Origin of the sequence: Paenibacillus catalpae (assembly GCF_900112695.1) — a bacterium.
Lineage (GTDB): Bacteria > Bacillota > Bacilli > Paenibacillales > Paenibacillaceae > Pristimantibacillus > Pristimantibacillus catalpae.
Genome location: NZ_FOMT01000004.1, coordinates 621,287 through 640,959 on the forward strand (window position 1 = coordinate 621,287; position 19,673 = coordinate 640,959).

The window sequence follows — 19,673 nt, forward strand, 5'->3', positions numbered from 1 at the left end:
TCCCTCCACTCCCGCGAAAGCCGCACTCGAGTGATGCCGGGTTAGGTCCTTTTTTGCCTTGTTGTTGGAAGCTGCCTCAAGCGCTGACTGCTCGGCTTATTCCGGCCTGCAGCTTGCGGTTTAGCTGCTGCTCGCGCCTCCAACTGACAGCCGATCCGTGTAATCCATAGCTGCCTGCGCAATCTGCGACAGGTCATAGCCCTGTGCCAGCAGCTGATGGTTATTAAAAAGATAATAAGCAGGATATTCTCTGCTGTTCGTTTGAAGCTGCAACGCAGCCCTTCTCCCTTCCTCCGTCTTCACATCATAGATGACCGGCGTGAACCGGCCCGCCATTGCAGCGACCATATCGTTAACAGCCCGAGTCTCTTCCTGCACCTTCTCCTGCACGAGCACAACGAGCCGCAGCTCACCTTCTTGCTCCGCCAGGAACGGCGTATACTCCGGTGCTGGAGAAGAATCCGGTTTCGCACTCTGACTGCTGCAGCCGGTCAATAGTATTACAACTAAACCCATCATGATCCAAGTTTTAACCACAATCCACTCACCCTCCAAAAAAAGAAATAGAGCCTGCCCCTGAGCGGCGCCTCTTGTCAGATTGTATCCAACTTGAGGCGCCGCTCATCAAAGATGGGCCGGCTCTATCCATATCACTCTATTCCTTCGTCATCTTCACGTCCTGCGGATGCGGCTCGCTTACGAGCTGTGCAGCAAGCGCGTTGGACGCGACCTGCTCCGGATCCTTGCAGCCCGGGATAACGGCCGTAACGGCCGGATGCTTGAGGCACCATGCCAGCGCCCAGCTTGCCATGTCCACCCCTTGCGGCACTTCCTCGCGCTGAATGCGCTCGACTTCCTTCAGCTTCTCCAGCGTGCTCTCCGCATCATGGCGATGGCGCACATCCGTGCTGCTGAACACCGCGCCCGGCTTGTACTTGCCGCTGAGATACCCGCTTGCAAGCGGTACACGCGCAAGCACGCCAAGGTCCTGGCGCTGGCAGGACGGGAATACCTGCTCTTCCGGTACACGGTCCAGTCGGTTGTACACGACTTGGATCGCACGGGAGCCTACTTTCGCAGAGGCCTCTGTTTGATGGATATTCGCGTTGCTGCCTATCGACGTGCCGAGGAATCGGATTTTACCCGCCTGTACCTGCTTGTCCAATGCCGTCCACAGATCGTCGTTATCGAAGACATGATCAGGCCCGGAATGGAACTGATAAAGATCAACGTAGTCTACTTTTAACGCCTTTAAAGATGCATCCAGCTGCTTGATAACACCCGCCGGGTCAAAAACATCCGTACGCGTGAACCGCTCATGGAAGTGATGGCCGAATTTCGTTGCGATAATCCAGTCCTCACGATTGCGGCGGCTTATGTAGTCGCCAATAAGAGATTCCGAGAGATGATCGCCGTAGCATTCCGCTGTATCAATCAGGTTGATGCCAAGCTCATGCCCCTTGTCGAGAATCGCATCGGCTTCGCCTTGCGCGTACTCACGTCCCCATTCTCCTCCGAACTGCCACGTTCCAATGCCAATGACAGATACGTTAAGATCCGTACTTCCGAGTCTCCGGTATTTCACAATCGCCACTCCTTCCAATTTTCACTAAACTGCATCCTTATATTAACATTACACGCCGGAGTAAGCCATAAAGCCGCCGTCGACCGGAACGGTAATGCCGGTTACGAAGCCGGACACACTCTCGTCCGCCAGCCATACGAGGGTGCCCAGCAGATCCTCCGGCTTGCCGAAGCGGCGCATCGGCGTGTGGGTAATGATTTTATTGGAACGCTCCGTGAGAGAGCCGTCTTCGTTCGTAAGAAGCTTGCGGTTCTGTTCCGTCAGGAAAAAGCCCGGCGCAATTGCATTGACGCGGATACCCACATCCGCCATATGAACCGCCAGCCATTGCGTAAAGTTGTTGATTGCCGCCTTGGCCGCACTGTATGCCGGTACCTTCGTCATCGGACTAGGCGCGCTCATGGAGGACATATTGATAACCGTAGCGCCAGGCTTGTTGATCATCTGCTTCGCGAATACTTGAGTAGGAATAAGAGTGCCGAGAAGGTTAAGGTCGAATACGAAGCCAAAGCCTTCTTTTTTCAGATCAAAAAAGGTCGTCACTTCAGGGTTTGCCAGATCATCCGGATGGAACGTTTCCTTCGTCGTAATGCCGTCCGGATGATTGCCGCCGGCGCCGTTAATCAGAATGTCGCAGCTGCCGAGCTGCTCTAGTACAACCGCGCTGGCTTCCTTTACGCTTTCCGCATCCACCACATTGCAGGCAACCGCAATGGCCGTGCCTCCCGCTTCGCGGATTTCACGCGCCACGGCTTCGCCTTTTTCCGCCGTACGGTTCAGGATCGCTACCTTCACGCCCTGACGCCCCAGCTCTCTTGCCATCTCCGCGCAAAGCACGCCGCTTCCTCCCGTAATAACGGCAACTTTGCCTGCTAAATTCTCATGATTCGGTACCATTTATGCATTCCCCTTTCGAATTCTCTCAAGTCCGTCCCATACGCCCCACAGATACATGATGCCAAGCGCGCGGTCATACAGACCGTAACCCGGACGGCATTCCTCATCCCAGATATGACGACCATGGTCCGGCCGCGCATAACCCGTGAACCCGCTCTCGTGGTAGGCCCGCACAACCTCCGCAATATCCACTGTACCGTCGCTCGATTTGTGGGAAGTCTCGATAAAATCGCCATTGTCATACACCCGTACGTTGCGGATATGGGCAAAAGGAATACGGTCCGCAAACTCCCGCACCAGTGCCGGAACATCATTGTCCGGATTCGCGCCAAGCGATCCGCTGCAAAGCGTAAGCCCGTTGTAAGGACTGTCCACCAGCTTCAGCAGCCTAGCCAGATTATCTCGGCTCGTCACGATCCGCGGCAGGCCAAATACCGAGTAAGGAGGATCATCCGGGTGAATTGCCATCTTGATGTCATGCTTCTCACACACCGGAATGATCTGCTCGAGGAAGTATTTCAGGTTGTTGAACAGGTCTTCCTCCGTCACATCCTTGTAGGCTTCGAACAGCGGCGCAAGGCGCTTCAGGCGCTCCGGCTCCCAGCCTGGCATCGAGTAGGAGGAGTTGCCCGCGATGTTATCGACCAGCTCTTCCGCGCTCATGCTTTGGATCTTTGCTTTGTCGAAGAACAGCGCGGTTGAGCCGTCTTCCATTTCTTTGAACAGATCCGTCCGCATCCAGTCGAAAATCGGCATAAAATTGTAGCAGATTACTTTAACGCCAACGGTCGCCAGCTTCTCAATCGTGCGTTTGTAGTTCTCGATATATTTGTCTCGTGTAGGCAAGCCAAGCTTGATGTCATCGTGTACGTTTACGCTCTCTACGACTTCCAGATGGAAGCCATGCTCATCGGCCAGCCGCTTGTATTCCATGATTTTGTCCATCGGCCACTCTTCCCCTGCCGGAACGTCATGCAGCGCCCATACGAGGCCTTCAACGCCTGGAATTTGCTTGATTTGCTTAAGTGATACGGAATCATTGCCTTCCCCGTACCAGCGAAAAGTCATTCTCATGTTAGTTGTCCTCTCCCAAGGAAATTAGTCTGTTAAGCTTAAACGGCCGTTCCAGCCCAAGCTGCCCTTATATTTGAAAATAATCCGGATGCGCTTCCCTCAGCTGCGGAAGCTCCTGATCCAGCTTGCGGATATGCTGCGCCAGCCGCTCTGCGGCGAGCTGTTCGCTGCCGCTGCGAATCGCTTCAAACAGCAGGCGATGCTCCTCCACAACGCGATCCATATGGCCAAATTGATCAATCGCCAGGTACCTGGCCCGGTTAAGATGAGCACGCATGTAATAAATCATCTGCAGCAGCGTTTCGTTATCCGCAATTTCCATAATTGCGCGGTGAAAAGCTTCATCCAGCTGCATAAACAGCGCGATATTATTCGCTTCGGCTGCGGCACGCTGCTGCTCCAGCAGCGCTTCCAGCGAAGCGCTTTCGGCGGAGCGGTCACGTTCGCCCCATTTGGCGGCTGCAAGACGGAACGCGCCAAGCTCCAGCTGCTCCCGGATAAAACGGGCCTCGCTTACTTTTCGAACTGAGATTAACGCAATTCTCGTGCCCCGCTGAGGCTGTACCTCGAGCAGCTGTTCGCTTACGAGCAGCCGAATCGCTTCACGCACCGGCGTGCGGCTTACGTTCATCGTATCGGCCAGCTCATTCTCGTATATCATCGTACCCGGCGGCAGCCGGAACGAAACGATGCTCTCCCGGATCGATTCATAAATCTGGTCGCCTAGCGTTTTGCGCTGCTTCTGCGGCTGCAGCGGCGGAATTAAAGTCATCTGCGCTCCTCCTTCCACGTTTGTTTGTTATCTTTACTTTACTTGTATTCTTGTATACAAGTAAAGCCCTAAATTTTTAGATATATGGGATACGGAAGTTACAGGCAACAAAAAAAAGGACCAGCAGCTGGTCCGGTTCCCAAACCGTCACTTCCGTTGGTCCTGTGCTTTTAAGGTCTTTAGCCGTAATACGTGACGTTCACCGTCGAACCGACGGGCATCAGTTCCTCGGCGTAATGGCGGATTTTACTCTTGGCCGTATCGGTGAAGGGGGAGTGGCTGTACGCGGCCAAATGGACTGTTCCTGTACGCACGTCATACCGGTTGAAGGAGACAACAACGCCGGCAAACAGATTATTCAGCACCGCGAACACGGCCGACTGGTCCAGTCTGCCCTTTAGCGCCGTCTTCGTAAGCTCTTCATCGGGCGACTGGCAGGTTACTTGATCCGCAGCCGCTTCATTGTAAGGCCTCACCGATACACAAATATCCGGTGACATCCACTCACTTGCATAACGGTGCAGCTTAGCCGCATCCGCCTCGGACAGATCAAGCTGGTCGTCCCATGCATAGATCGTCGCCTTATGATGTCCACAGCTGCGAATGGTGACATATCGAATATGCGGAAAACGCTGTCTGACTGCCTGTTCCCACCAAAGACGAGTTCCCATCGCAATACCACCTTTTCCCGTGTTATTGGCATCCCCATCACATTGATAGCGCTTACAATATTGTATGGCTCCCCGTTCAAACTATTCCACCAAGTAGGGAAACGTTCGAATAAGAGAAAGGTTCGACATCTGCCTCTCCTTTCCCTTCCCGATTGCCCTTCCTCAATATGGATTTAATACACTATCCCGGTTATGTATAAGATCCGAGACCGTTACCATCTCATAGCCCCTCTTCTGGAGCTCCGGCAGGATCAGCTTCAACGCTTCTACCGTCTGCATGGAACGCGGCACATAATCATGAAGCAAAATAATATCCCCGTTGCGGGCATTTTTCAGCACCTTGTTCACAATCTTCTGCACGCCAGGGCTGCGCCAGTCATTCGTATCCTGATGCCAGGACCATAAGACGGTGGTATAGCCGTATTTCTTGGCGATTTGAATCATCTGCTCGTTATAAAATCCGCCCGGCGGGCGGAACAATAAGGGCTTCTTGCCGGTTATCTGCTCTAAGGCCTCTTCCGTCCGAACGATCTCGCTTTGCATAACTTCGGAGTTTTTCTTCTGCTGGAAATAAATATGGTTAAACGTATGGTTCGCAACCTCATGCCCTTCCGCGATTTCCCGCTTGACCGTCTCCGGGAACTGCTCTACCCGGGTGCCGACAACAAAGAAGGTTGCCTTCGCATGATATTCCTTCAGCAGATCCAGGATCGGCTCCGTTGTTACCGGGTACGGCCCATCATCAAAGGTCAGCGCGATCTTCTTGCTCTCGCCGGGAACCTCCCATATAATCTCGCCGCGTTTTTCATAATAGGCTCTGTCCTTGGTCGCTTCGGGAGCAGTAAAACCGCATAACAGCGCCGTGACCGCCGCACCTAACACGAATCTTCTCATACCTGTGAAGCAGCTCCTCCTTGGGATGGCATTACAGGTATTATTCCGCAATAGTGCCGCTATATGCCTAGCCTGGCGAATTACTTCCCTTGTTCCTCCGCGAAGCGAACCACTTCTTCTTTCGTCGGCATGCCGGTCTGCGCTCCGAATTTGGTAACGGCTAGAGCGGATGCCATGGACGCGTAATCAACCGCATCGCGCAAGGTCCGGCCTGACGCTAAAGCCACGGCCAGCGCGGCATTATAGCAATCGCCCGCTCCCGTTGTATCCACGACCGGCATGCTGTAGCCGGCGATCCGAACCAGCTGGCCTTCCTCATCCAAATAGGCTGAACCGCTTGCCCCCAATGTCGTCACCACATGAGCTGCTCCAAGCTCCATCATCCGGCGAATCGCATGCTCCAGCGAGTCTCCGTCTGCACTCATCCCTGCATAACCGCTCAGCTCTGTACGGTTTGGCGTAAAATAATCCACCAATCCGAACAGCTCCTCCGGCAGCTGCTGCGCAGGCGCGGGATTAAGGACAACCAGCTTGCCCAGCGACTTCGCTTTACGGGCTGCATACAGGACCGTCTCAACCGGAATCTCGAGCTGCAGCAGCACGAGATCCGCTTCCTTCAGCTTCTCTTCACAGCGGTCAATATCTGCCGGCTCAACAAGACCATTCGCCCCCGGAACCACAACAATGCTGTTGTCGCCTTCCGCGACGTAGATCGAGGCAATACCTGATGCTGTGCCCTCTACCCGCTTCACGCCGGTAATATTCACTCCATCCCTCTGCAGGCTGCCCAGCAGCTCCTCCCCAAACGCGTCGTCTCCAACTGCGCCAATCATAACCGTATCCGCGCCGAGACGCGCTCCGGCCACAGCCTGATTCGCGCCTTTGCCGCCCGGAATAAAGCGCACGCGCTGGCCCGTAATCGTCTCTCCTACCTGCGGATAAGCGCTTGTCTCTACAACAATATCCATATTCAAGCTGCCAATGACGACAAGCTTTGGTCTGTTTGTATGCATGATTAATCCCTTCCTTCTTCTATAACTGCGGCGACTATAACACAGCATATGGAAAATAGCAATCTAACTCCTGCCCTGACATTCTAGCGGGGCTCTTGCCTGAATGACTAGATTCGTAGTCTCGCGTCCATTACGTTCTTCAGGCTTTGTCGAGCTGGATGCAGCAGCTATTCTTCAATATGAAATCCAACTAACCACAGAGAAGAAGACCCGGAACCTCCGGGTCTTCTTCTCTTCGATTAGAGCAGCAGCTGGGCCAACTCTTCATAGCTTGCTGCAATATGATTGGGGATATGCTCCTCCGATTCGGGGCTTGCCCCCCGGTGGTTGAACCAGATGACCGACCAACCGGCTTCCCGTGCGCCAATGACGTCATTACGCCACGAGTCGCCGATATAAATGCTGTTCTCCGGCTTGGTTCCGGTCGCTTCATTCACGTGGTGAAAGACCCGCGTATCCGGCTTGTCCCATCCAACCTTGCCGGATATGAACTGCCGCCCGGGCGGGATCAGATGATCAAGCTCCATCGCCCGGATTTTGCGGAGCTGATGATTCTCGGCTCCATTAGTCAGCAATCCTACTACATAACCAGTTTTTACCAGCCGTTCAATCAGCTCTTTGGCTCCTTCAAACATCGTAATGTTGAACTGGCAGCCGATATAAGCAGCCTGCATGGCCGAAGCCTGTTCTTCGCTGAGCCTAATGCCAAACTCCGCAAGGGACAGCTCGAACCTCCTGCGTCGCATCAGCTCCGTGCTCGCCCCGTTTTCCATGACGCCTGCCCCGCCCATCTCCAGCGACAGCTTATCGCTATAGTAACGCATCCGGTGATAGGCCTCTTCGTAAGGGAAGCCTTCCCGCTCGCCAACAATAGCGATTACGGCTTGACGGAAGGGGGACAAATGATCGTATAACGTATCGTCCACGTCGAAAAAGACGCCTTTTCTCTCCAGCTTCAATTCTTGTGTCATAACAGGTTGCAACCGCTCCTCTCTTGCTATGCCCTTATTGTAACATTGGATCGGCAAAAGACCCAGCCATAGGAATGGCCGGGCCTCTCTATACGCTTATGACTCCGGTTCCCGGTGATCGGGATCGGAATCCGGCGGTGCCTCGCCGTCTTCTTGCTCCATGTCTTCATCTATCGCTTCCGTCACAGTCTCCTTCGCCTCCTTGGCTGCAGCCGGAGCGGAAGCGAACAACTTAACCTCGGGCGGCTCCGGACGGTCCCGGCCGTACAGGTCACGATAGATCTGCTCGATCTCCTCGCCCGTCAAATCCCCGTGCCGCAGCAGCTCTTCGGCGATCTTATGAACAAAGTCGGCATGATCCCGCACAAGCTTCTTCACCTGCTGCATCTGATCCTTCAGCAGCTCATTAATTTGCGGACGCAAAGCCTTCAGCGCATCCATCCGCGAGCCGGCGGCAAGGAAGCTGTACAGCTCATCTCCCATCCCGACCATGCCCAGATACGCTCCGGCGCTTTCCGTTGCTTGTCGAAGGTCAGAGGTAACCCCGTTCAGCTTCTTGCCGAGGAACTCTTCCTCTACGGCGCGGGCAGCCAGGCAGACCTGAATATGAGCGAGAATCTCGCTGTCGCTCCGGTTATACCGCTCATGCGTCGGCTTCGTAGCCGCTAGCCCAAGCGATCCGCCGCGGCGGATAATGGTAACCTTCCACACGCGATCGTGCGGCTTAAGCAGAAATTGTGCAACCGCGTGGCCTGCTTCGTGATAAGCCACATTCCGCTTCTCATCATCCTTCATGGAGCGAAGCGGCTGCTTGAGCCCCCATTCATACGTCTCCATCGCGGCGCGGAAATCTTCATAGCCCGCTTCCTGCGCACCCCGCTGATGTGCAATAACAACCGCTTCATTAACGATATGCTTGATCTGTGCCGGGCTGTATCCGATCGTATCCATGGCAGCCTTCTCCGGCGTAAGCGTAGGATCGCATTTCACCTTACGGAGATAGTACCCGAACACGTCTACACGCCCGTCATAATCCGGCGAATCCACCCACAGCTGACGGTCGAAGCGGCCGGGACGAAGCAAAGCCTGATCCAGCACATCCGGCAGGTTCGTTGCCGCAATGGTCAGCACCGGCGGACGCTCTGCCTTCCTCCGCAGCAGGCCAAGCGAACGAAGGAGCTTCTTGAACTTGGAGCTGTCGAGGTTCGGAGGGTCCATCTGCAGGAGCAGCTCATTCAGCAGTCCTGTTCCGCCGCCCATCCCGAACATCCCCATGCCGCCACCGCCGCCTTGCCTGCTCATGCCAATGGCATCCACTTCATCTATGAAGATAATGCAGGCTCCATAGATATTAGCCAGCTTGCGGGCTTTCTTATAAATGCGCATGACCTTCAGGTTGCCGACACCAAAGAACATGTTCTGGAAGCTGGGAGCTGAAGCATAGGCGAACGGCACCTGAGCTTCATTTGCAATAACCTGTGCCAAATAGGATTTCCCTGTTCCCGGCGGTCCGCACAGCAGAAGGCCTCTAATGGCTTCGCCGCCCATCCGTTTGAAATCCTTCACGCCCTTCAGCAGGCTGACAATTTTCTTGGCATTCTCCACGATCTCCGGGTTGCCCCGATAATCGTCCCAAGTAGCGCCCGTCTCACCCGGCAATACCCAATAGGTCCGGCCTCTCGCAAGGAACCAGAACAAGGCAACAAATTGGATAATGATGAAGACGACAGCAAACAGCAGCTGAAATAAGAAGCTGGCAACAGTAAGCGCAACTCCCCACGCCGGTGGTCCTCCTGCCCATAAAAGCCAAACAAGGATGATGAGGACTACGAGTCTGAGGAGGAATCTACGCCACTTGATCCACTGATAACTCCTCATGGCTTCACTTCCTTTTAAGGTATGCCTTATTCTATGAAACGGCATACCGCGCCATGACTAACATTCTTGCGAAGCATCAGCCGGAAGAAGAGTAACGTGCTCTGTCAGATGGACGAACATGTCTTAATAGCCAAGCTCCTTCAGGATGCGGGACAAGGTGCGCAGACGTTCTCCGTTCAGCTCGTCATCGTCGCTCAGCGCCTGGCTGAACAGCTTGATATCCTGGTTAATCTTTTCATTATCCGTGCATACGGAGACTGTCATTGCATCCCCTTGCAGGCCAATGCGGTCAATAACCGGCTGCTCCGGATCGTACAGATTTTCATACCGGTAAGAATCCTCGCGGAAATGCTGCATCGAACGAGCAACCAGAATCGCAAGATCCAGTACGCGGTGAAGCGGCAGCTCTTCGGATTGGCGCGACCATTTCTCCCCGGTATACCGCCATACCTTCGCCGAGATTTCAACCTTGCCTCTGTCATTCCATTGGGCCAGCCCAAGAGACAGCCCTTTCGCATCGGTATGTTCCGCGTATCTGCCGTCTACCTGCTCGTAATTTTCAGAGATAATAACCGGCTTGTGCTTCAACGTTGTTGGGATTTTCATAATTCCATTCCTCCATCATTTCAAGTTTAGATGTATGAACATTGATTGATTACTAAATTACTAAATTAGTAGTTCGATTATACTGTACCTGTCTTCCCATCGTCAAATCTATGTACCTGCCGGTTAACGTCAACCATCCGCTGTCTCAAAGGGAGACAGCGGATACTGATTCATCACTTTATTTCAATAAAATAGCGATAAGCGAGGCATGAATCCGCTTTAGCACCCGGTAACCGGGCTCTGCCGCCGTTGCCCTTTCTTCCGCATCCGGCTTGCAATAGCCATTCACTTCGCAAATACCGTCATCATAGACTGCCAGCTTGCCCATTAACCCCACGGCCACCCATTCCCGCCGCTTCCTGCGGGGAACGTAAGTCCGCCCAGGGTCACACTGCTCGTCGATAATCGGGCTGCCTCCCGCATCAAGAAGAGGTCTTCCGAATTCATCCTTCTTATACTGCCCGCTCCACGCCAGATCGCCCCTCCGGTGCTCGTATTCAACCCTCCAGCGAAGGAGTTAAGTCCATTGGCAAGGGTACTATCGCCAATGGCAAAGGAATGGTCACCCGTTGCCTGCGTGAAGTTACCGCCTGCAAAGGAATTTAAGCCTGCAGCTTGCGTCCGGTTTCCCATTCCGTGCGCATTATCGTTACTGGCAACGGTAAAGCTTCCCTCCGCATGCGCATTATTGCTCGTAGCCTGCATATTAAAGCCTTGGGCATGCGAGGCGTCGCCTTGCGCCAGCGTGCCGTTGCCTTCCGCATGCGACTGCGCTCCTGTTGCCTGTGTGCTTAAACCTTCTCTCACCGAGCGGACAGCGTATTCCGGGTACTGCGTCATCTAATCCTGTAACGGTGCTGATTCTGGATAACAAGGAATAACAAAACGCGGCTATATGGAAAAAAGAAAGGTATCAAAAACGCAGAAAAGGACGGAGCAGCTATACAGCTCTCCGTCCTTTTTTGTGCCCATCATTAATCATCTAAATTATTAAGCCCGTTGTCCTCCAGTACGGCCGCTTTCGAGCCAAACTCTTTAATAATATGCCGCTCTCCCCAATTGCATAAGGAATCGAGGATCGGGCGAAGACTATCTCCATATGGCGTCAGCTCGTACTCGACCTTTGGCGGCACCTGATTGTAGACGATCCGGTTCACAATGCCGTCCTCCTCCAGCTCCCTTAATTGCTGGGTCAGCATCTTTTGCGTTATGGATGGCATTAATCGTTTGAAGTCGCTTGTTCTTTTCTTGCCATGCGTCAGATGACACAGAATTACGCATTTCCACTTGCCGCCAATCACTTCGAGTGTTGCTTCAACGGATATGTTGTACTTTTTCTCTCCCATTGCTTACAGCCTCCTGTTCCATAGGTACTTTTTAGTGCCTACATTACTTTTTAGTATCTATATTACAAAATAGTGCGTACTAGTCACAGCGACTCATTGCCTCCATAATAGCACTTACCGGCCGATCAACACAACAATATGAAATATGGGGAGTGCAAACATGGTTACAGCAAAAAGTCGTACAGCACTGGCGCTGCTGGCGCTCGCGATCAGCTCTTTTGCCATCGGAACGACAGAGTTCATTAGTGTTGGACTCTTGCCTTTAATCTCGGAAGATCTGGATGTATCCGTTACAACAGCGGGTTTATCCGTTACTTTATATGCAGTAGGCGTTACGGTAGGGGCTCCGCTGCTTACCGCTCTTACTTCAAGGGTACCGCGCAAGACGCTGCTTATCGCTATTATGGTTATCTTTATCTTGGGCAATGGCCTCGCGGCCATGTCCGGCAGCATCGCTATGCTGCTTATTGCCCGCGTCATCTCTTCCTTCTCGCATGGCGTGTTTATGTCTATCGGTTCCACGATTGCTGCCGAGCTTGTCTCCGAGGACCGCAGAGCAAGTGCGATTGCGATGATGTTCTCCGGCCTAACGGTCGCTACCGTTACCGGGGTGCCGCTTGGGACTCTGCTTGGTCAGCATGCCGGCTGGCGGGCCGCCTTTATTGCCATTGCCGTAATTGGGGCGATCGCTCTAATTGCGAATATGATTCTCGTTCCAAACACGCTGCGCAAAGGCAACCGAACGAAGCTGAGCGAGCCCTTCAAAGTACTGAAGAACGGCCGGTTACTGCTCGCTTTTGCCATTACCATGCTCGGGTACGGCGGTACCTTCGTCGTCTTCACTTATCTGTCTCCGCTGCTCCACGATATCACCGGGTTTAAGGAGAGTACGATTGCGGGCATTCTGGTCCTGTATGGGATTGCGATTGCGATTGGCAATCTGATCGGCGGCAAAGCAGCCAACAAGAAGCCGTTATCGGCTCTGCTCGTGATGTTCATCCTCCAGGCTATTATCCTGCTGGTGTTGACGTTCACGGCGCCATACGCCGCAGCTGCATTAGTAACGATAACATTGATGGGCCTCTTGGCCTTCATGAATGTTCCCGGTCTTCAAATGTATGTTGTTCTGCTCGCGGAACGATATATGCCCAAATCAATCGATGTCGTCTCTGCCCTGAACATCTCGGCCTTTAACGCCGGCATCGCTATTGGTGCCTACGTCGGCGGTATTATTACCGACGAGCTTGGCCTGATCCATACCCCTTGGATCGGCGCGATTATGGTGCTTGGCGCCGTTCTTCTGACGGCGTGGAGTCGCTCGCTCGAGAAAAAGGATACGGAAGGCAATCAACCGATTAAAGCTTCCGCTTAAGCAGTAATTCATTAAAGCCGCATGCTTTTATGAAGCATGAATCACCACGAACGGCCGCGCTCGGGCCATTTGGGTGACAATTCATTTAGTTCATGCTTTCGAAGTATGAATCATCACAAATGGCCTTAAAGCGGCCATCTGGGTGACAATTCATTTTAGGAGGATATTCTAATGACAACAGCAATAAACGATAAAGTAATACTGCAAAACGGCGTAGCCATGCCTTGGCTTGGCCTTGGCGTATTCCAAGTGGAGGATGGCAGCGTCGTTGTTAACTCCGTTAAAGACGCAATCAAGAACGGCTACCGCAGCATCGATACTGCAGCGATCTATGATAATGAAGCCGGCGTTGGCCAAGGCATCCGCGAAGCGATTGCTGAGCATGGCGTGACAAGAGAAAAGCTCTTCATTACTTCGAAGGTATGGAACGCTGATCTTGGCTATGAGTCGACGCTTGCCGCTTTCGAGACAAGCCTGAACAAGCTTGGTCTGGACTACCTGGATCTGTATCTTATCCACTGGCCGGTAGAAGGCAAATATAAGGACGCATGGCGTGCGCTTGAGACCCTTTACAAGCAAGGCCGCGTTAAAGCGATTGGCGTCAGCAACTTCCATGTTCATCACCTGCAGGATCTGATGAAGGATGCGGAGATTATGCCGATGGTCGATCAGGTGGAATATCATCCGATGCTTGCCCAGCATGAGCTTCGCGCCTTTACGCGTGAGCATAATATTCAACTGGAGGCTTGGTCCCCCCTTATGCAGGGTCAACTGCTGGATCACCCGGTATTAAGCTCGATTGCGTCCAAACATGGCAAATCGGTTGCTCAAGTCATTATCCGCTGGGATCTGCAGAACGGCGTGGTTACCATTCCAAAATCCATTAAAGAATCACGTATTATCGAGAACGGCAACGTATTTGATTTCGAGCTGTCGGCTGACGAAATGGCTCAAATCGATGCCCTGAACGAAGACAAACGGGTAGGTCCGGACCCGGACAACTTCGATTTCTAAAAAGGCTTGTTCATACAATAGACAAACCAGGCACGCCTCTTTAGGCTGGCCTGGTTTTTTTGTTTGCTTTTTAATTTATCACTTGATAAAATCTATCCAGCAGCATTAATTTATCAAACGATAAATTAGTGACTAAAGTATTCAAGACAGAAGGGAATCCTGCTATGGGACGCAGAAAAAAACAGCCGCTTGACGAAGCAACCCGCTCCTTGATTATCAAGACCGCCCATGATCTGTTCATGGAGCATGGCTACCGGGCAGTCACGACACGGCAGATCGCCAAAGCCAGCGGCTTGACGCAGCCGGCAATGTATCATTATTTTGCGGACAAAGAGGCGCTTTATACCGAAGTGCTGCGAACCGTCACGGAGCAGACAAAGACAGCCATGAATGAGATTATCCAGAGCGGCGGTTCAGTCCGGGAGAGGTTAATCAAGCTTGTTGCCTATATCCTGCTCTATATGCCCGATGATCTCAGCCAGATGGAAAGAGATATCCGGCATGAGCTTCAGCCGGAAACGCAGCAGCTTATTACAAGGTGGTGGCAGGAAAGCTATCTGTTGCCGATTGCCTCCTTGTTCGAAGAAGGACAGAAGAACGGCAGCCTCCAAGGCGGACTGCTCGATCCGATTCCATCCGCTTTCTTCCTGCTAAGCGTGATTCAACGCAAGCCGGGAGGCAGCGGCGGTCCCCTGCCAAAAGGCAGCAGCATTCCCGTTCCCGCAGAAGTAATAGCTGCCCGGACCGTCGATATTCTGTTGTTCGGCATGGCTTCGGAGGAAGGAAGACAAGAAGTTCATTACGGAAATAAAGGAGATGAGAAAGCATGAATGGTTTAGCACGCATAGCAAACGCCGTCAGCGGTAAACGTGGACGATGGATTACGCTTGTTTTGTGGATCGTAATCGTTGGTCTCGCCAGCGTCCTCCTGCCTTCATCAAGCGATCACAAAGACGACGCGGCGGCCAATCTGGAGAGCAGCGCCCCGTCCGTTCAGGCTGATGCGCTGAATGACCACAACGGCATTCCCGCTATTATTGCCTGGCACCGGACCTCGGGCCTGACGGATGAAGATATCGGCCGGATTCAGGCCTTATCCAAGAAGCTAGCGGATGATCCTCTGCCCCATCAGACGGAGCTGCCGCCTCTTCACGAGATGCCGTTGCCAGCCCTGAAAGCCATGGTGTCGGAGGACGGCACCACGATGCTGCAGACGGTTGTTTTTGATAAGAATGCCTCATCCGATGAACTAAAGATCAGTCTGGAGCAGCTGCAGGCTGATGGGGATACGATTTTTACAACCAAGCCGTTTGATACCGCCTTGGAGGACGAAGGACTGGTCGGCCGGATAACCGGACCTGCGGGTATTGGGGTAGATGCTACCTCCTTGTTCAAAGGCGCGGACGTTTCGCTCCTGATCGCCACCACCCTGCTTGTCCTGATCATTCTGTTATTAATCTACCGCTCGCCTATTCTTGCCCTTATCCCGCTTGTTGCGGTTGGATTCGCCTATGGTCTGACCGGTCCGATTCTCGGCTGGATGGCCGATGAAGGCTGGATTTCGTACGATTCACAGGGCTTATCGATTATGACGGTGCTGCTCTTCGGCGCAGGGACAGATTACTGCCTCTTCCTGATTGCCCGTTTCCGCAGCGTGCTGACGACCGAGTCCGATAAAAAACAGGCCTTGCTCAAAGCGCTCAGCGATTCCGGCGGTGCAATTACGATGAGCGGCCTGACGGTTGTGATGTCGCTGCTCGCCCTGCTGCTCGCGCAATACGGTGCGATTCACCGCTTTGCGGTGCCGTTCAGCCTATCGATTCTTATAATGATGATTGCAAGCGTGACGCTGGTGCCTGCTCTGCTCGCAATTCTCGGCCGCGCTTCCTTCTATCCGTTTGTACCGCGCACACCGGAGATGCAGGCAGCCCGTGCCGCACGCAAGAACAAACCGCTGCCCGCGCCACAAACAAAACCGGGCTTCGGCATCCGCTTAGGTGAGGCTATTGTAAAACGGCCGAAGACGATCGCGATCGCGACCCTGATCGTATTAGGGATTACGGCAGCATTTTCGGCTCAAATCAAATTCACGTACGACACGTTGTCCTCTTTCCCTGAAGACATGCCTTCCCGCGAAGGCTTCACTCTGATTGGCGAACACTTCTCCGAGGGCAGTCTGGCAAAGGTTCAAGTGCTTGTGCAAACCGACGGCAAGGACTATCCGCTTGACCAGAAGCTAGGGGAACTGGCGAATATCAGCGATGTATCAGACCCAGTGGCGAATACACGCAATGCCAATATCGTGTCCTATAATGTTGAGCTTGCGATGAACCCGTATTCCATTGAAGCGCTGGACATGATTCCTGTCATCCGTTCCGCCGCCGAGCAGAGCCTTACCGATGCCGGCATTACGGATGCGTCAGATAAAGTATGGATTGCAGGCGCAACGGCGGAGCAATATGATACACGCCATGTGACAAATGCAGATGCTTACCGGATTATTCCCGTCATTATCGGGATGATTGCCCTGCTTCTGCTTATCTACCTGCGTTCGTTTATTGCGATGCTCTACCTGATGGGAACCGTCCTTCTCTCCTACTTCAGCGCGCTTGGAATCGGCTGGCTCGTCCTGCACCATATGTTTGGCGCAGAGGCGATCCAAGGACTCATTCCGCTTTATGCCTTTGTCTTCCTGGTCGCGCTTGGCGAGGACTACAACATCTTCATGGTGTCGAGCATCTGGAAGAAGAGCAAGACAATGCCGCTGAACAAGGCAATTGTTGAGGGCGTTGCGCAGACAGGCGGCGTTATTACTTCCGCCGGAGTTATTCTCGCCGGCACCTTCGCCGTTCTTGCGACCCTGCCGATTCAGGTGCTCGTCCAGTTCGGCACCGTCACGGCAATCGGCGTCCTGCTGGATACCTTCATTGTCCGCTCCTTCCTCGTACCGGCTCTGACGGTATGGATCGGCAAATGGGTATTCTGGCCTTCGAAGCAAGGCAGAACCGCCGCTGCGGCAGAAGAAAAGAATTAATCACGTTAAAAAAAGCCTTAGTCCAACGGGGGTCATTCCCACTGGACTAAGGCTCTTTGCTATTTTTTCAGATGGTAAGGAACGGTTGTAATGATGACATCCTTGCGGTAAAGAAGCTGGGCACGAAGCATTAAGCTTGTTTGGTTATGCAAAATGTTATGCCAGCCCTTCTTCGGAATAAATTGCGGAATAACGACTGTAACCTGAAAATTCGCTTCGCCCGCCTTGCGCTGCACCGTGTCAATAAACTTGAAGAGCGGATTCGAAATCGAGCGGTATGGCGAGTGCAGGGTCACGAGCCGGACATCCGGCTGGAATTTTCCCCACTTCTCTTCGAAGATTGCCTCATCCTCTTTCTCGAAAGGCACGTAAACGGCAATAATCTGTTCGGGCTTCAACGACTTGGCGTATAGAATCGAGTGCTCTACAACATGCGTAATCCCCGAGACCGGCAAAATCATGACATTGCCTTCAATCGGCATCACAGGCTCGCAGGTTGCAAGGCGAAGCTGCTCGCCCACCGCTTCATAATGCTTCTTGATCCGGTGGAAGACAAAGATGATAAGCGGCAGGAAGATCAGAATCGACCATACCTGCTCGAATTTCGTCAGGAAGAACATGATTGTTACGATAAAGCTGATCAAAGCGCCAATCGAGTTAATAATAAACTTCGGTACCCAGCCCTTCGGCCGCTGGCGGAACCACTTCACCAGCATCCCGGTCTGAGACAGGGTGAATGGCACGAATACCCCAACCGCATACAGCGGAATCAAATGCTCCGTCTTCCCTTGGAATGCAATGATCAGAATAATGGATAAAACACCCAAGCTGATAATCCCGTTCGAGTAACCTAGACGGTCACCGCGGACCGTAAACATTCTCGGAATGTACTTATCCTTCGCCAGGTTAACCGCAAGCAACGGGAAAGCGGAATAGCCGGTATTCGCCGCCAGAATGAGGATCAAGGCGGTTGTCCCCTGGATAAAATAGTACATCACATTGCGTCCGAAGATACCCTCGGCAATTTGCGATACCACCGTCACGTCTTCCTTAGGAGAGATTCCGTAGTAGTACGCTAGGAGCACGATCCCCGAGAACAGGATTGAGAGCAGGACTCCCATTGCAAGCAAGGTCTTGGCCGCATTGTTAGGGGCTGGATCCTTAAAGTTCGGGATCGCATTCGAGATCGCTTCAACCCCGGTCAAAGCCGAGCTGCCTGACGCAAAAGCGCGAAGCAACAGAAACAGGCTGATCCCGGCTACCGGTGTGCCAACCGCGGTATGAAGCTGCGGCGACACGTCGCCTGTAGCGACTCTGTACAAACCTACGCCAATCATAATGACAATCGCAAGCACGAATAAATACACCGGATAAGCGAGGATGGAAGCTGATTCGGTTACGCCCCGCAGGTTCAATATCGTGATGCAAAGGACGAAAAAGATGGCGATTAACACGGAATGGCTATGCAAGCTTGGAAAAGCGGACGTAATCGCATCCGTACCCGCCGAGACGCTTACGGCCACGGTTAGAATATAATCGACCAGCAGCGAGCCGCCGGATATGAGACCCGGAAACATTCCCAGATTTTCCTTCGATACGACATAAGCTCCCCCGCCGTGAGGGTAGGCAAATATAATTTGCCGGTATGACAAAATAAGTGCTGTTAATAAGACCAACACCCCGATCCCAATCGGGATGGAATACCAAAACGCCGCTGCGCTAACCGTCAATAAGACGATCAGAATCTGCTCAGGACCGTAAGCAACGGATGATAAGGCATCCGAAGAAAGTATCGCAAGCGCCTTCGTCTTAATGAGCTTTTGCTCCCCGAGTTCCGTGGACTTGAGGGGACGCCCGATCAGTAATCTTTTGATAAGAGTAAACACACAGGTCACCGCCAACATTGAAGTTAAACACATTTGTCTGGATACTTGGGCTACTTGGGCACTTATCAGTGCTAATGTAACCATCTTTTCGTTTTTCTACGCACAAGAAAAAAACCGCAGAGTATCCTCCCGCGGCCCTAAAAATAACCGAAGTTCACCCTCTCTATCAACGCTTACAAGGTTAGCTGACGGATTCGGGCGTCTAGAGAATCGCCCTACAGCTTGCTGCCTTTATGACGAGCATGCTGATTCACCCCGGCGACAAGCCGTACTTTCTACAAGCTGTCGCAATTGGTTCCCCTGCTTTCCGGTTCTATCGGAAACTCAGCGAATATGTGGAACATATTTAGTTGAAGTTGCAGAATTGATCATAGTCCTCTCCCGCCTTATCTGTAAACCACGATAAAACCGCAAATAAGGCGGAATAGACCGTTTTCCAATCATGAATGCGGATACATCCCGTTTTGGCGTGCAGAATGTCCCCGTGCGGCGTCCATGCTCTCTTTTAAAGCGCATAAAGTCGCTACCCCCTAGATTATGGAGCAGATTAGCTGTTTTACGTCAGGGATGCTTCTATAGGGGCTATGCCCGCAAAAAAACAACGAACCTGCCGGTGGCGGATTCGTTGTTTTTGATGTAAATTTTTTTATTTTTATCAAG

Annotated in this window: 19 protein-coding genes and 1 riboswitch; of the genes, 4 read left to right on the forward strand and 15 right to left on the reverse strand. The window is 52.7% G+C overall.

Annotated elements, in window-relative coordinates:
- Positions 1–120: 120 nt before the first annotated feature.
- The 14 genes from BM200_RS20565 to BM200_RS20625 all read right to left on the reverse strand — a co-directional run bounded on the left by BM200_RS20565 (position 121) and on the right by BM200_RS20625 (position 11,707).
- Entirely contained in the window at positions 121–537 is a 417-nt protein-coding gene (locus tag BM200_RS20565) for a hypothetical protein (RefSeq protein ID WP_091188514.1), read from the reverse strand.
- Positions 538–655: 118 nt separating this feature from the next.
- A complete protein-coding gene (locus tag BM200_RS20570; RefSeq protein WP_091188515.1) occupies positions 656–1,585 on the reverse strand; it encodes an aldo/keto reductase in 930 nt (309 codons plus the stop codon).
- A gap of 48 nt (positions 1,586–1,633) precedes the next feature.
- Positions 1,634–2,482 (reverse strand): SDR family oxidoreductase, encoded by an 849-nt coding sequence (locus BM200_RS20575; protein ID WP_091188516.1) that lies wholly within the window; start codon positions 2,480–2,482, stop codon positions 1,634–1,636.
- Complete coding sequence (gene uxuA, locus BM200_RS20580) at positions 2,483–3,556, reverse strand: mannonate dehydratase (protein WP_091188517.1); 1,074 nt, start codon at positions 3,554–3,556, stop codon at positions 2,483–2,485. It lies immediately after the preceding gene.
- Between the two features lie 67 nt (positions 3,557–3,623).
- The gene (locus BM200_RS20585; protein WP_091188518.1) at positions 3,624–4,328 is read right to left on the reverse strand and encodes a GntR family transcriptional regulator; all 705 of its coding nucleotides are present in this window, start codon (positions 4,326–4,328) and stop codon (positions 3,624–3,626) included.
- A 179-nt stretch (positions 4,329–4,507) separates the two neighbouring features.
- Entirely contained in the window at positions 4,508–4,999 is a 492-nt protein-coding gene (locus BM200_RS20590) for a hypothetical protein (RefSeq protein WP_091188519.1), read from the reverse strand.
- Between the two features lie 162 nt (positions 5,000–5,161).
- Complete coding sequence (locus tag BM200_RS20595; RefSeq protein WP_091188520.1) at positions 5,162–5,893, reverse strand: polysaccharide deacetylase family protein; 732 nt, start codon at positions 5,891–5,893, stop codon at positions 5,162–5,164.
- 80 nt (positions 5,894–5,973) lie between these two features.
- Positions 5,974–6,906, reverse strand: coding sequence for a ribokinase (gene rbsK / locus BM200_RS20600; RefSeq protein WP_175532942.1), 933 nt, complete (start codon positions 6,904–6,906; stop codon positions 5,974–5,976).
- A 239-nt stretch (positions 6,907–7,145) separates the two neighbouring features.
- Positions 7,146–7,877 (reverse strand): HAD family hydrolase, encoded by a 732-nt coding sequence (locus BM200_RS20605; protein ID WP_091188521.1) that lies wholly within the window; start codon positions 7,875–7,877, stop codon positions 7,146–7,148.
- Between the two features lie 96 nt (positions 7,878–7,973).
- The gene (locus BM200_RS20610; protein WP_091188522.1) at positions 7,974–9,755 is read right to left on the reverse strand and encodes an AAA family ATPase; all 1,782 of its coding nucleotides are present in this window, start codon (positions 9,753–9,755) and stop codon (positions 7,974–7,976) included.
- Positions 9,756–9,878: 123 nt separating this feature from the next.
- Positions 9,879–10,361, reverse strand: coding sequence for a DUF6530 family protein (locus tag BM200_RS20615; RefSeq protein ID WP_091188523.1), 483 nt, complete (start codon positions 10,359–10,361; stop codon positions 9,879–9,881).
- Between the two features lie 178 nt (positions 10,362–10,539).
- On the reverse strand, positions 10,540–10,704 hold the full coding sequence (locus BM200_RS30085) for a hypothetical protein (RefSeq protein WP_342716436.1): 165 nt from the start codon (positions 10,702–10,704) through the stop codon (positions 10,540–10,542).
- Complete coding sequence (locus BM200_RS30090) at positions 10,689–11,201, reverse strand: hypothetical protein (protein ID WP_175532944.1); 513 nt, start codon at positions 11,199–11,201, stop codon at positions 10,689–10,691. The genes BM200_RS30085 and BM200_RS30090 overlap by 16 nt, the downstream gene beginning before the upstream one ends.
- 134 nt (positions 11,202–11,335) lie before the next feature.
- Positions 11,336–11,707 (reverse strand): winged helix-turn-helix transcriptional regulator, encoded by a 372-nt coding sequence (locus BM200_RS20625; protein ID WP_091188525.1) that lies wholly within the window; start codon positions 11,705–11,707, stop codon positions 11,336–11,338.
- 160 nt (positions 11,708–11,867) lie between these two features.
- Between BM200_RS20625 and BM200_RS20630 the strand changes: the two genes are divergently transcribed.
- From BM200_RS20630 to BM200_RS20645, 4 genes are all read left to right on the forward strand, one after another.
- The gene (locus BM200_RS20630; protein ID WP_091188526.1) at positions 11,868–13,079 is read left to right on the forward strand and encodes an MFS transporter; all 1,212 of its coding nucleotides are present in this window, start codon (positions 11,868–11,870) and stop codon (positions 13,077–13,079) included.
- A gap of 171 nt (positions 13,080–13,250) precedes the next feature.
- Positions 13,251–14,093: an aldo/keto reductase gene (locus tag BM200_RS20635; protein ID WP_091188527.1), complete on the forward strand. Its 843-nt coding sequence runs from the start codon at positions 13,251–13,253 to the stop codon at positions 14,091–14,093.
- 164 nt (positions 14,094–14,257) lie between these two features.
- Positions 14,258–14,923 (forward strand): TetR/AcrR family transcriptional regulator, encoded by a 666-nt coding sequence (locus BM200_RS20640; protein WP_091188528.1) that lies wholly within the window; start codon positions 14,258–14,260, stop codon positions 14,921–14,923.
- Positions 14,920–17,127, forward strand: coding sequence for an MMPL family transporter (locus tag BM200_RS20645; protein ID WP_091188529.1), 2,208 nt, complete (start codon positions 14,920–14,922; stop codon positions 17,125–17,127). Before BM200_RS20640 ends, BM200_RS20645 begins: the two co-directional genes overlap by 4 nt.
- A 59-nt stretch (positions 17,128–17,186) precedes the next feature.
- Here the strand turns inward: BM200_RS20645 and BM200_RS20650 are convergent, their stop codons facing one another.
- Entirely contained in the window at positions 17,187–19,013 is a 1,827-nt protein-coding gene (locus BM200_RS20650) for an APC family permease (protein WP_091188530.1), read from the reverse strand.
- 154 nt (positions 19,014–19,167) lie between these two features.
- Positions 19,168–19,353: riboswitch (cyclic di-AMP (ydaO/yuaA leader) on the reverse strand.
- Between the last annotated feature and the right edge of the window lie 320 nt (positions 19,354–19,673).